This window comes from Microcystis aeruginosa LEGE 91341 (assembly GCF_015206885.1).
In the GTDB taxonomy this organism is placed as follows: Bacteria; Cyanobacteriota; Cyanobacteriia; order Cyanobacteriales; family Microcystaceae; genus Microcystis; species Microcystis aeruginosa_H.
The window spans coordinates 1-12787 of sequence record NZ_JADEXY010000122.1 but is presented as its reverse complement, the minus strand read 5'-3'; the positions used below and the strand labels follow the sequence as shown (position 1 = coordinate 12787).

16 protein-coding genes are annotated in these 12787 nt (G+C 44.7%); 6 read left to right on the top strand and 10 right to left on the bottom strand.

The annotated features are described in order from the left end of the window. The first annotated feature begins 81 nt into the window (after positions 1 to 81). Positions 82 to 1344: a dihydrolipoamide acetyltransferase family protein gene (locus tag IQ234_RS16375; RefSeq protein ID WP_193957860.1), complete on the top strand. Its 1263-nt coding sequence runs from the start codon at positions 82 to 84 to the stop codon at positions 1342 to 1344. A 264-nt stretch (positions 1345 to 1608) separates the two neighbouring features. Then, positions 1609 to 2556 carry a PRC-barrel domain-containing protein gene (locus IQ234_RS16370; RefSeq protein ID WP_193957859.1) on the top strand — a complete coding sequence of 316 codons (948 nt, stop codon included), beginning with the start codon at positions 1609 to 1611 and terminating at the stop codon, positions 2554 to 2556. A 152-nt stretch (positions 2557 to 2708) separates the two neighbouring features. Here the strand turns inward: IQ234_RS16370 and IQ234_RS16365 are convergent, their stop codons facing one another. The 8 genes from IQ234_RS16365 to IQ234_RS16330 all read right to left on the bottom strand — a co-directional run bounded on the left by IQ234_RS16365 (position 2709) and on the right by IQ234_RS16330 (position 6484). Then, positions 2709 to 2936 carry a type II toxin-antitoxin system HicA family toxin gene (locus IQ234_RS16365; protein ID WP_193957858.1) on the bottom strand — a complete coding sequence of 76 codons (228 nt, stop codon included), beginning with the start codon at positions 2934 to 2936 and terminating at the stop codon, positions 2709 to 2711. Further along, positions 2929 to 3138, bottom strand: coding sequence for a type II toxin-antitoxin system HicB family antitoxin (locus IQ234_RS16360; protein WP_002734849.1), 210 nt, complete (start codon positions 3136 to 3138; stop codon positions 2929 to 2931). The genes IQ234_RS16365 and IQ234_RS16360 overlap by 8 nt, the downstream gene beginning before the upstream one ends. 216 nt (positions 3139 to 3354) lie before the next feature. Next, the gene (locus IQ234_RS16355; RefSeq protein ID WP_193957857.1) at positions 3355 to 3630 is read right to left on the bottom strand and encodes a hypothetical protein; all 276 of its coding nucleotides are present in this window, start codon (positions 3628 to 3630) and stop codon (positions 3355 to 3357) included. A 123-nt stretch (positions 3631 to 3753) separates the two neighbouring features. Further along, complete coding sequence (locus IQ234_RS16350; protein ID WP_193957856.1) at positions 3754 to 4128, bottom strand: type II toxin-antitoxin system PemK/MazF family toxin; 375 nt, start codon at positions 4126 to 4128, stop codon at positions 3754 to 3756. Then, positions 4121 to 4345, bottom strand: coding sequence for a hypothetical protein (locus IQ234_RS16345; RefSeq protein WP_190358011.1), 225 nt, complete (start codon positions 4343 to 4345; stop codon positions 4121 to 4123). Before IQ234_RS16345 ends, IQ234_RS16350 begins: the two co-directional genes overlap by 8 nt. Positions 4346 to 4700: 355 nt before the next feature. Further along, the gene (locus IQ234_RS16340; RefSeq protein WP_193957855.1) at positions 4701 to 5081 is read right to left on the bottom strand and encodes a clan AA aspartic protease; all 381 of its coding nucleotides are present in this window, start codon (positions 5079 to 5081) and stop codon (positions 4701 to 4703) included. 4 nt (positions 5082 to 5085) lie between these two features. Further along, positions 5086 to 5352: a hypothetical protein gene (locus IQ234_RS16335; RefSeq protein ID WP_106909787.1), complete on the bottom strand. Its 267-nt coding sequence runs from the start codon at positions 5350 to 5352 to the stop codon at positions 5086 to 5088. Positions 5353 to 5557: 205 nt separating this feature from the next. Further along, positions 5558 to 6484: a restriction endonuclease gene (locus IQ234_RS16330; RefSeq protein WP_193957854.1), complete on the bottom strand. Its 927-nt coding sequence runs from the start codon at positions 6482 to 6484 to the stop codon at positions 5558 to 5560. A 398-nt stretch (positions 6485 to 6882) separates the two neighbouring features. Here IQ234_RS16330 and IQ234_RS16325 point away from each other — a divergent pair, with 398 nt between their 5' ends. Both IQ234_RS16325 and IQ234_RS16320 read left to right on the top strand, forming a co-directional pair. Then, on the top strand, positions 6883 to 9348 hold the full coding sequence (locus IQ234_RS16325; protein ID WP_004160623.1) for an ATP-dependent Clp protease ATP-binding subunit: 2466 nt from the start codon (positions 6883 to 6885) through the stop codon (positions 9346 to 9348). A 78-nt stretch (positions 9349 to 9426) separates the two neighbouring features. Continuing rightward, on the top strand, positions 9427 to 9693 hold the full coding sequence (locus tag IQ234_RS16320; protein ID WP_193957853.1) for a hypothetical protein: 267 nt from the start codon (positions 9427 to 9429) through the stop codon (positions 9691 to 9693). Between the two features lie 354 nt (positions 9694 to 10047). On the opposite strand, the gene IQ234_RS16315 is transcribed toward IQ234_RS16320, so the two are convergent. Further along, a complete protein-coding gene (locus tag IQ234_RS16315) occupies positions 10048 to 10260 on the bottom strand; it encodes an Hfq-related RNA-binding protein (RefSeq protein ID WP_193957861.1) in 213 nt (70 codons plus the stop codon). Positions 10261 to 10321: 61 nt separating this feature from the next. Between IQ234_RS16315 and dapF the strand changes: the two genes are divergently transcribed. Next, complete coding sequence (gene dapF, locus IQ234_RS16310) at positions 10322 to 11167, top strand: diaminopimelate epimerase (RefSeq protein ID WP_193957852.1); 846 nt, start codon at positions 10322 to 10324, stop codon at positions 11165 to 11167. 58 nt (positions 11168 to 11225) lie between these two features. On the opposite strand, the gene IQ234_RS16305 is transcribed toward dapF, so the two are convergent. Next, the gene (locus tag IQ234_RS16305; RefSeq protein WP_002794459.1) at positions 11226 to 11438 is read right to left on the bottom strand and encodes a chlorophyll a/b-binding protein; all 213 of its coding nucleotides are present in this window, start codon (positions 11436 to 11438) and stop codon (positions 11226 to 11228) included. A gap of 635 nt (positions 11439 to 12073) precedes the next feature. Between IQ234_RS16305 and IQ234_RS16300 the strand changes: the two genes are divergently transcribed. After that, positions 12074 to 12733 carry a hypothetical protein gene (locus IQ234_RS16300; RefSeq protein WP_193957851.1) on the top strand — a complete coding sequence of 220 codons (660 nt, stop codon included), beginning with the start codon at positions 12074 to 12076 and terminating at the stop codon, positions 12731 to 12733. Positions 12734 to 12787: the final 54 nt, after the last annotated feature.

Sequence of the window (12787 nt, the reverse complement as noted above, 5' to 3'; positions counted from 1 at the left end):
CCACTTCCCCACACCCCCAACCCCATCAACTGTGGTAAAATGCGCTATGGCTCAAAACATTAGAGATAGAAGCACTCCACCATGATTCGAGATATCTTCATGCCCGCGCTCAGTTCCACCATGACCGAAGGAAAAATAGTTTCTTGGGTGAAGTCCCCCGGGGAAAAAGTCAGCAAAGGGGAAACGGTGTTAGTGGTCGAATCCGACAAAGCCGACATGGACGTGGAATCGTTTTATGATGGCTATCTCGCTGTAATTTTAGTCGAAGCTGGCCAGGAAGCACCCGTCGGGGAAGCGATCGCCTATATTGCCGAAACTGAAGAGGAAATTGAACTAGCCAAAGCTCAGGGAAAAACCGCCACAGCCGCCCCTAGCAAGCCCGTAGAGACCCCAGAAATCGCTCCGCCTCCCGTTTCGATCCCCGTCGCCGCCGTTAAAGATAATGGCCGTTTAGTCGCCTCTCCCAGGGCCAAAAAACTGGCTAAAGAATTAAAGGTGGATCTGAAAACCCTAGTGGGTAGCGGTCCCCACGGACGAATTACCGCCGAAGACGTAGAAAAAGCGACAGGAAAAGTCAGCACTGCCCCCGATCCCGTCATTACTCCCCCGCAACCCGTCAGCGTCCCTGTGGCGGCTCCTAAAGCCCCGATTCCCGCCAGCACCCCGGTCGTCGGTCGGACCGTTCCCCTCACCACTCTGCAAAAAGCCGTCGCCCAGAATATGTCGGTTAGCCTACAGGTTCCCACCTTCCAAGTGGGCTACACTATCACCACCGACCCACTGGATCAACTCTATCAACAGCTAAAATCCAAGGGTGTCACCATGACGGCCCTGTTAGCAAAAGCGGTAGCCAACACCCTCGCTAAACATCCTATAGTTAATGCCAGCTATAGCGACGCAGGAATCCAATACCACGGGGCGATTAACGTGGCTGTAGCCGTGGCTATGCCCGATGGTGGCTTAATTACGCCGGTTTTGCGCTCTGCTAACCAGATGGATATCTATTCCCTCTCCCGCAGTTGGAAAGATTTAGTCGATCGCGCCCGCAGTAAACAACTGCAACCAGAAGAATATAATAGTGGTACTTTTACCATTTCTAATCTGGGAATGTTCGGAGTCGATCGCTTTACGGCTATTTTACCCCCCAATCAAGGTGCAATCCTAGCAGTGGGTGCTTCCCGTCCCCAAATCGTCGTCCACAAAGATGGTTTATTCGGAGTGCAAAAACAGATGACGGTTAATCTCACCAGTGACCACCGAGTCATCTACGGGTCCGATGCGGCCTCCTTCCTGCAAGACTTAGCTAAACTGATCGAAACTGAGGTGCAGTCTTTAACTATGTAATCAGAATCTAGACAGCAGGAGCCTAGGGAGTTTCTCTCTAGCTCCTGCTTTGTTGTTACTAAAAAAATGTAAAGAATTAGCTAAAATAGGTTTAACCTTATCTATCACCCAAAACTATCGCCCAAACAAGGGTAAAAAAAGTGTTAATCTCAGGGAACTTTAAGATCTAAGCTAATATCGGTAAATTAACCCTCAATTTCGCCCTATATATTAAGCCTACAATAATTCGTATTCCCACGCCCTAACGCCTACCCATAGGAAAAAATGATCACAGAGAATAGTCGCTTACGTTCAGAATTTTTAAATACACAGGTTATCACTCGCAATACAGGCAAAAAACTCGGCGTTGTTAAAGATATCCTTGTAGATATCGATCAACGAGAAGTAGTTGCCCTGGGACTCCGCGATAATATCCTATCCTTGTCGGGAATGCCTCAATATATGTATTTATCGAGCATCAGTCAGACAGGAGACGTGGTTCTCGTTGAAGATGATAACGTCTTGGAATCCGTCGATATCGATGCTTATACTCCCTTAATCGGTAGTGACGTGATCACAGAAACTGGCGAACCTTTAGGCAAAGTCCGCGATTATCAATTTGATCCCCTTAGTGGTCAATTACATTCCATTGTCATCGCTTCCCTAGGATTGCCTCTTATCCCCGAACAATTGATCAGCACCTACGAAATTGCTATTGAAGAAGTGGTTAGCAGTGGTCCGAATCGCTTAATCGTCTTTGAAGGAGCCGAAGAACGTCTCACCCAAGTTAGTGTGGGGGTTTTGGAACGTTTGGGTATTGGTCGTCCCCCCTGGGAAAGGGAAGAGGAAGAAGCTTATTATACCCCCGCTGCTCGTCCAGAAAATCAGTTAGGTACGGGTATTCCCCTCCGCACTCCCGTGGAGGCCGCTAAACCCGTTGAAGAACGCTGGAGTGAAGACGAATGGGAAAAAGAACCGCTGCGGGCCAATCCCCCACCGCAAAAACGGGCCGAAGCTCGTTATTATGAGCAAGAATACGAGGAAGAAGAAGATAACTGGGGAGAAGCTCGCTTAGAACGCACCGAAAGCTTTTCTCGTCCTCAGTACGACGATTACGAAGATAAGGCCGAGGATGATATGTGGGATGATGACGTGGAACCGGATTATAATCCCCCCCGCATCAATATCACCGAGAAGAAAAAAGAGAGAATCCCCGAATACGAAGACGGTTAATCTTTGACAGTCCCCCTATCCATTAGTTACATCTTTCTTAACATAAAATTTGACAAAAAAAGAAAAGTGTGCTGTGTGGACTAAGGGGGTTCTCTGGGGGGACTAAATACTTTTTTTTTGGTATCACTTCGAGTGCAGTGATTTGTCAGACTTTACAGATGTTCAATGAACTCTTCAACTGTGACTTGGGCTTGTTTCAGAATTCCACTTAATGTACCAACCTTCAATTCCTGATGTACAGGGACAACACAACCAATTTTGCCCTCTTCGGTTTCTTTCTTCATCACAACATGGCTACCTGTTTGACGAACTTCCTCGAAGCCTAAGCGTTCAAGAGATCTAACTGCCTCCCGACTAGAGATTCGTGGCAGCTTAGGCATAACTAACCTCAATACTGGTCACAAATCTAGGGGATGTTTCTGGTAAGGTAAATTCCTCTAGGTAAAGCCGTGTGGCTTCTTTCAATCCAGCAATCGCCTGCTCAATTGTTTCTCCTTGATCTACTGTACCAACTTCTGGACATTCAGCAATGTACATATTATCTTCTTTGTACAAAATAACAGTAAAGATGCGATTTTTCATGGTGTCTTATCATCTCAGGCTTACTCTGAAAATCATAACATAACTGTTTCCTAATCGTTTGGTTAGAAAATAGTTAGGTTTCCTGATCGTTGACCCAACTCAAGCTTTTTGAAAAACTCTATAAGATATTAAGTTATTAGTAATTAATCCAGTATTGTCTCACCTTCCTAGAATTGAGTGAGAAGATTGTGCAAAAACAAGCGTAGAGTCGATTAATCATTGAAACAAATTTGCCCCAATCAAACCGACTCGATGAACTGCTCGATGTCCGATTCTTACGAACCAAATTTGAGCATCGGTCAATCGGGCTAAAAGTTGATCGGAAGCTGTGAGGCTGTCTTTTGCTACTTCAAAAGCCCCTGTTTCGATATCTATGGCTACAATCTTCCCATGATTGCCTTCCTCGACTTGGGAGCGCACCTGAGATTGATAAATCTCATTACCACGTCGGGCGAATTCTTCTTTGCTGTAGCGGAGTTGATTAACTGTCATTGTCCTGACCCCGTTGCCACTTTTGCCCCTCTATTTTAACCTAAACATTGGCAATCTTCGCTAACATTCCCCAACTTAGCCCACAAGAGCGGCGTACTGCTAAGCAGTGCCTTTGGCATCGCACTATGAAGACTTAAAAGCTAAACTGAAACCGAGTTGAATACAGACTGCTTTCTCGATTTCTTCCCAATAAACGTCTTCTAAAACACCCTGTTTATTCTTAATTCTTTGAGAATCTACAGCCCTCATTTGACTTAAGTTGATGTGTCGATCTCCGTCTAGTCCATTCTGCACTGTCGGGGTAATATTGACAACAAAAGGATAAGTCTTTTTCCCAGGCAACAATGGAGCAACTATTGTCGTTGTTCCATTTTGATTGCCAATATCGTTTTGTAAAATCAGGCAAGGGCGTTCTTTATCGGTTTCATAACCAACAACGGGTTTCAGATCGACCCACCAGATCTCTCCTCGCTTGTAGGTTAGTCTTCCATTAGGCATTTAGACCATCGCCCACTGCAATATCCCAGACAGAAATTTCTTCTTGCATCTCTGGATCATTGGCCTGATCTTTATAAGCATCTTCTAGCTCTTTCATAAAAACCCTTTTCTTCTCTTGCCAGAGAACATCATTGATAAAGCGACTACGATTGCTTGCTAGTCGATCTACAAAGTCCAAAACTTCGTCGTCTAAGGTTATGCTAACTTTCTTACTCATTGCCCTAAACTGCCCACGACAGCCCAGTAGGATTAGAGCATCATACTAACTAATCCTACATTAATTGTCAATGCCTGCCTCTGATCTGTAAGTAGATTGAATGTCTAACGGTTGAACTCACCCGCCGTCACTAACTTTGGATGATAGCAGTAGTTTAGCAATTATTTTAGGTTGGGTTGACCCAAGGAAACCCAACCAAGAGTAACCATTGGGGTGGTTGGGTTGCGCTTTTTCAAGCGAATTGAGCTATTTTCGCCCCAGTATTGTTTCCCTCAACCCAACCCACGAGGCGGTGCGCTCTCCTAAGCAGTGCCTTTGGCATCGCACTAACGTTGTTAGACCGTTCCTCACCCGATTAGCTTAAACTGTTCAATGACTGAATTACGACTATTCCACCCTCGATCGCATCAAGTTGCATCCGATAGCCGTAGAGTAAACTCATACCGACCAAAGGCTCTGTTTCGGCTGCGTTAACATCAACATATCGATATTCACCGTCCCAAATAATAAGACCACTGTAAACGTCAAAGATACAGGTACTTCCATCCCCTAATGTTCCCTCTTCACGGCTATACAACCGTAAGTTGAGGCTGTTAATTACTGTCAGAGGTAAGGTCAAAAAGCCTGTGAACCCTGTATCAATAACAGCATCAATTACTTGCCTCTGTTTACTCTCATTGCTTACGACTAATCTAAGCCTCGCCTCGCAGTTTTGATCAACAATTCCGTTCATCATAAAGTTAAAGCAGACGACCTACGCCAAAGCGGTGAACGCCTTTATGTCCAATTCGTACACGCCAGATTTGAGCATCAGGGTTTCGTTCAAGCAATCGATTAGAAGCAGTTATTGTGTCATTGGCAAGCTCAAAAGCACCTGTTTCGATATCTATGGCTACAATCTTCCCATGATTGCCCTCCTCGACTTGGGGGCGCACCTGAGATTGATAAATCTCTTTACCACGTCGGGCGAATTCTTCTTTGCTGTAGCGGAGTTGATTAACTGTCATTGTCCTGACCCCGTTGCCACTTTTGCCCCTCTATTTTAACCTAAACATTGGCAATCTTCGCTAACATTCACCAACTGGAACTACAAGAGCGGCATCGCACTTAGACTCACAGTTTCAATCAATGTGCATGGTGCGTTCCCCAAAATCGATCGCTGAAGCGGTAGAAGTTGTTTTAGGGAACGCACCCTACAAGACTGCGATCGCACTACACAATTTGATTGTTCATAGTATTTTGTAATAGTTGAGCTGCGCTGTAAAATGGCTCTCCTTCCAAATTTAAGCATTCCAACTTTTTCATAAGTAAATTCTTCAGATCCAAATTATTATGCTCGACAAGAACAGATCGTAAGTCATAACCATCCATCAGAATGATAGATTTGTCATTATTCTGCTTTAGTAAGGGGCATACATTTTTTGACCAACCATTGATCGATAAAAATAATCCCAATGTCTGTTTACCAGAGCGGCTGATTTTGCCATAAAGGCTATCAAGTTGCCGTATATCCGTTAACTTTTGAGTCCATTTACATTCAACTAGATAGTACCAGCCTTCAAGCTTAAATGCGCCGTCTATTTGTTCTCCACCCTCATTTCTCCTAAAGCTTTTTTGAGTTGGAATCTCATAAAGAGAAAAAATACGTTTTAGCAAGTCTTCAAGTGAAAATCCTCGCTGTTTCTTATCTTCCGAATTTATTAACTCTGCAAAGTTATCAAATTCCAGCAGAAGACTGGATCGAAGTGAAGAAAATTCCTCCTTCCTCAGAGAATCCTGATTACGATTCTTTGTATTACATCCTTGCAATCTTTCTACAACTTTTTGACATTCGTTAAATAAATTTTCCTCCTCAGTGGTGATAGCTTTCCGAGTTATTGACTTTTTTGTTTTCCAGTATTCCAAAAGTGTTTCTATCAGTTTTCCTACTGTAGAATTAGATTCTTCTTTCCAAAAACCTCTTAATCGATTTGCTTTTGAGCGACTGCTATAATTATATTTTTCATCATATATATCGATATTTAAATTTTCTAAGACGAATTCTCGGAAGGTTATGTTTGAAAAATCAAGCACATAACCACGGCCCATTTCGAGCAATTTCTCTAGTTTAATCTTTTCAATGCTTGTTAAATCTGACATCTCATATCTAGATTGAAAGTGAAAGGAAGGTAGGAAGGTGGAAGGTATGCCTAACTACATATTATAGGTCAACTTTCTGCATAACAGTCTCCAGAGCAACGATAGGGGTCAACTTTCTGTATATCACCCCGGTATTACAACATATATACTAATTTGTCAATAGGTAGTAATATTTAATCTGCTTATACTTCCAGTTTTGGTCTGAAAATGGGCGATCGATAGTCAAGCGATCGAGAGATGGGGATGACCACGACCCTAGGGGATTATGCAAGGGTGAACCACTTATCGGCAGGTTTCCAGGCGGCTCCCCAATAACTGATCACTGAAAGAGGGCTAAACTAAAAAGGCGTGCTAAAATCAGCATATCTAGGGTCGCTTGTGTAGGTGATGGATAGGCTATGTTTGAAAGATTTACGGAAAAAGCCATTAAAGTAATCATGCTCGCCCAAGAAGAAGCCCGCCGCCTTGGCCATAACTTCGTGGGAACAGAGCAGATTTTACTAGGACTAATTGGAGAGGGAACGGGAGTTGCCGCCAAAGTCCTCAAGTCCATGGGTGTCAATCTCAAAGATGCGCGCGTGGAGGTGGAGAAAATCATCGGTCGCGGTTCCGGATTCGTAGCCGTGGAAATTCCCTTCACCCCCAGAGCCAAACGAGTTTTAGAACTCTCCCTCGAAGAAGCCCGTCAACTGGGCCATAACTATATTGGCACAGAACACCTCCTTTTAGGACTAATTCGCGAAGGGGAAGGTGTGGCCGCTAGGGTTCTGGAAAATCTCGGCGTGGATCTCTCGAAAGTTCGCACCCAAGTGATCAGAATGTTAGGGGAAACCGCCGAAGTGGCCGCCGGTTCATCTTCCCAAGGTCGCACTAAAACCCCCACTCTTGATGAATTTGGTTCCAATCTCACCCAAATGGCCAGCGAGGGTAAACTCGATCCCGTAGTCGGCCGACAAAAGGAAATCGAGCGCGTCATCCAAATTCTCGGTCGTCGTACCAAAAATAACCCAGTCCTAATCGGAGAACCGGGGGTAGGTAAAACAGCGATCGCAGAAGGATTGGCCCAACGCATCGCTAACAAGGATATTCCCGACATTCTCGAAGAAAAACGGGTTGTCACCCTCGATATCGGCTTGTTAGTGGCAGGAACCAAATATCGCGGCGAATTTGAGGAACGCCTCAAAAAAATCATGGACGAAATTCGCCAAGCGGGTAACGTCATCCTTGTGATCGATGAAGTTCATACTCTCATCGGTGCTGGGGCAGCCGAAGGGGCGATCGATGCGGCCAATATTCTCAAACCAGCTTTGGCCCGGGGAGAACTGCAATGTATCGGGGCGACGACCTTGGATGAGTATCGCAAACATATCGAACGGGATGCGGCTCTAGAAAGACGTTTTCAACCGGTTATGGTCGGTGAACCCTCCGTAGAAGAAACGATCGAAATTCTCTATGGTCTCCGGGAACGCTACGAACAGCACCATAAACTAAAAATCTTAGATGAGGCCCTAGAAGCGGCGGCGAAATTGTCCGATCGCTATATTAGCGATCGCTTCTTACCGGACAAGGCGATCGATTTAATCGATGAAGCTGGTTCGAGAGTGCGCTTGATTAATTCCCAATTGCCACCAGCAGCCAAGGAATTAGACAAAGAACTGCGGCAAATTCTCAAACAAAAAGATGATGCGGTGCGCGGTCAAGACTTCGAGAAAGCCGGAGAATTGCGCGATCGGGAAATGGAAATCAAAACCCAGATCCGGAATCTCGCTTCCACCAAAAAAGGCGAAGATGGCAACGACGAACCCTTTGTGGATGCGGAGGAAATCGCTCACATCGTTGCTTCTTGGACTGGGGTTCCCGTTAATAAACTGACCGAAACCGAATCCGAGAAACTGCTGCACATGGAAGATACCCTGCATCAGCGTCTCATCGGTCAAGAGGACGCAGTTAAAGCGGTGTCTCGTGCCATTCGTCGCGCTCGCGTCGGTCTGAAAAATCCTAACCGTCCCATTGCTTCCTTTATCTTCTCCGGTCCGACGGGGGTAGGTAAAACCGAGTTAACTAAGGCTCTGGCTGCTTATTTCTTTGGTTCGGAAGATGCGATGATCCGTCTCGATATGTCGGAATACATGGAACGGCACACGGTTTCTAAGTTAATCGGTTCGCCTCCGGGTTATGTTGGTTACAACGAAGGGGGACAATTAACGGAAGCGGTGCGTCGTCGTCCTTATACGGTGGTGCTATTCGACGAGATCGAAAAAGCTCACCCCGATGTCTTCAATATGCTTCTGCAAATCCTTGAAGATGGACGTTTGACCGATGCCAAAGGTCGCACGGTGGACTTTAAAAATACCCTGTTGATCATGACCTCGAACATCGGTTCTAAAGTCATCGAGAAGGGTGGCGGTGGTTTAGGTTTCGAGTTTGCTGATAATCAAGCTGAAGCTCAATATAATCGCATTCGATCGCTGGTTAATGAGGAATTAAAACAATATTTCCGTCCGGAATTCCTCAACCGTCTCGATGAGATTATTGTCTTCCGTCAACTGAATAAGGAAGAGGTCAAGGAAATCGCCGAAATCCTGCTCAAGGATGTGTTTAAACGTCTGACAGAACAAAATATTACTTTGTCTGTTACTGATAAGTTTAAAGAACGCTTGATCGAGGAGGGTTATAATCCGGCCTACGGCGCTCGTCCCTTACGTCGTGCGATTATGCGTCTGTTGGAAGATGTTCTGGCTGAGGAAATTCTCTCCGGACGGGTTTCTGATGGCGATACGGCCATGGTCGATATCGATGAGGAAGGTAAGGTGAAAGTTATTTCGGGGGAAAGACGCGAGTTAATCGCTCCCGTGATTGAATAACTTCTCACTGGAATTAGTTAAATAAAAGGTGGGCTTTTTGCTCACCTTTTCTCGTAAAAAATAGGGGGAAAAAGTGCGATGAAAGTCTGGGTTGTGGGTTGTGTTTTGTTATTTTTGTTGGTGGAATTGTATCAATGGGCCAAGGGGTTTATTTTGCCTTTACCTCTCTATATTTTTGCTGGAGCTTTATTATCGATCGCTTCTAATTATTCTCAAGATATGATAAATTTATTTGCTAGAAATGAACAGGTTTATCAAACTGCCAGTTTAACTGATATTCCCAATATTTTGACGGCAGAAAACTCGATACCTGGGCTAAATGAAGGAGAAAATAAGCTTGAATAGCTATAATAATCGTCTATTGATGGCTATTTTCTAGTATAGAATCTTAAAATAAACATGAAGTAGAATATAATAGGTAGGTAGGTGTTAAAAGTTGTCAGTTCCCCCCTTATCAAGGGGGGATTAAGGGGGGATCGGCACCCCCCTTATCAAGGGGGGCAGGGGGGATCAGAGGCAAAATCTATCTTCAATTTAATTATAACTACTTACTTATTATCAATATCTAATGAGAATAAAGCGAAAAAAAACTCTGCACCCATCCGCAAAAGCAACAGAAAGAGTGCAAAAACTAAGACAAGAATATTGGGATAAAAGTCTAGATGTAGATAATGAATTTTCGATGGGTCTGATTTCCTCCTAGGCTTTAGGTTTTAAGTAAACTAGAGACTGTTGCCAAATTAAAGTGGGTTTATCGTAGTGATCAACCAGGTATATACAGTTAACATCTTGCCAAAGGATGCGACCAACGAGCAGATCATCGGTGCTTAACTTAATTTCTACTTCCCGTTTCTCTTGAATATAGCTCTGTACTTGTTTAACACTCGGCAGACCAGGATCGAATTGAGACATAATAAGTTTATCGATGAGGTGTTCATCCTCTATTATTCCTGTTGAGTAGCTTTTATTGACCATGAAAATCCCCTTCACCAAATATCAAGGCCTGGGCAATGATTTTATTTTGATAGATAACCGTCACAGTCCCGAACCCCTGATCACACCAGAAATAGCCGTGGCTATGTGCGATCGACATTTTGGTATCGGTGCCGATGGCGTGATTTTTGCGCTTCCCGGCCAAGCGGAAACCGACTACACCATGAGAATTTTTAACTCTGATGGTTCGGAACCGGAAATGTGTGGTAACGGTATTCGCTGTCTAGCCCAATTTATCGCCCGTTTGGAGGCTAACAACGCCATTGGCCGCACCTATCGCATTCATACTCTAGCAGGAACGATTATTCCTCGTTTAGAGGCTAATGAACAGGTAACGGTTGATATGGGACCGCCGCAACTCCTCGGCAGTGAAATCCCCACCACTTTAGTCAAGGGGTCAGAAAAAGTCCTCGCGGTTCCCCTAGAGGTGGAGGGTAAAGATTGGTTAGTTACTTGCGTTAGTATGGGTAATCCCCACTGTGTCACTTTTGTGGATAATCTGGCCTCTATTCCCCTAGAAACTATCGGGCCAAAATTTGAGCATCATCCGGTTTTTCCCCAACGGACTAATGTGGAGTTTGTGGAGGTAATCGCGCCGGATTTTATGAAGATGCGTGTCTGGGAAAGGGGAGCGGGAATTACTCTCGCTTGTGGTACTGGTGCTTGTGCTGTGGTGGTGGCGGCCCTGTTGACGGGCAAATGCGATCGCCGTTGTACCGTGGGACTGCCCGGTGGTTGTCTTCAGATTCACTGGTCCCAAACCGATAACCGGGTTTACATGACAGGTCCTGCTAAAGCTGTTTTTGAGGGCATTTACACGGTCTAAACCAACCCGCTAGGACGGGGACTGAACTCCCCGAACAGCGCGACGGGATTGTTAATTCTTAGAGACTGGTAATCCAAGCAATGATTCCTTTACCAGTTAACAATTCAATGACTAAAAGAGAGACAAAGCCAATCATAGCTAGTCTGCCATTCAATTTTTCAGCTTTTTTGGTAAAACCGAGACTGCTGGAACTATCAACGTACATTTTCGGTTCAACAGCAAAATTATTCAGTCTTCCTTGTTCTTCGGTGGTGTAGCCGCGGGCAGTCATGGGGAGGCTCCTTTTGTGTGCTTATGTTAAGAAGTGTAACACATTGTTAAGTTATGTTGCAAATTTTAACAAAAAATTTCTGGGGACTCAGAAAAACTCGATCGGGTGGTCGTACTAAATCCTGTTTAAAAGGTATAGGGGTGTGGGGTGTGGGGAGAAGGGAGTACCAGAGCTGCGGAGTGGGGAGCAGGGAGAAACAATTCATAACTTGAGAGTTAATCACACTATTAAAAACGGATTTGGGGTCAGTCAACGGTAAGGTTCTAGGCTGTCAGGGTAGTGCTATAGTTCTACCTTATCTGGGTTTATTGAGGAAATTTTGCCTTTTTCTTGACAAATTACTCAGGTTATGGTAACAAAGAAGTGTGAACTTTATCGCCTAATCAGGGAAAAGACAAAAACTATCTTAAGGTCGCCAGAGGAGTCCCGTTAAACCGTACAGGAGTTAGCGGGAGATAAATTGCCGCCAAAAGCGAACCAGATTTTAGGGAGTCAACTGACCTTGAGTGAAGATACTAGAAAGGGTAAGTGTGGGGAGAATAGGGAAAAACCGCTAGGAAAAACCCCGAATAAAATCTTAAGATGCGGAGTGCCTAGTAGCCATAACGATTGCGCTCACTATTTTTGTAAATTCCATGGCAGAGATTAGCCCAGAGATCAACCTGATGCAGATAGCGACTATACTCAACCAATATCGATTTGAAATGAGAGGATACAAAGCGCAGGAATTAATCGAGCGCTGGTTGCCCACCTATTCGCTAAATTGGATTCGCATGGCGATTTTAGAGGCACTCTATCAGGGACGTTACAAAGTCATTTCGGTGGAGGAAATTCTCAAAATTTGGCACCGTCGCGGCCATCCTACCTTTCATTTTACGGGGGAATTCGAGCGCTTGGTTTGTAAAAACCTGCCAGATTCCCAGTTAAATGGCAAAAAAACGGTATTTATCCCTCAAAAGGAACAGGTCAATATACTTTCTACCACCCTCGAGCGGCCTTATCCAGAGCCACAAGCGGAAGCCATAGGTAAAGATTCTTTATTCAACTTAGAAACTTCTCTTTTTGATGATCCTCGCAAAGGGATGAGTGATGTGGAGAAGTTATTCTCGCAGTTATCCCCAGAAACGCCCAAATTCCCTGAGTTAGAATCATTGCCTAAATCGCCTAACGGTCATGGAACTAGGGAGAATTTTTCGGCAAATTTTAAGCCAGTAATCGATGAGTTTATCCCTTTGTTAGACCCTTCGGAATTATATCCCAAATTAAAAGCTGTGGCTCGATCGCAGTATAAGTAGGGTTTGCTGAAAAAGTTTTTCGTGGGGACAGGGTGTGGGGTGTGGGGTGTGGGG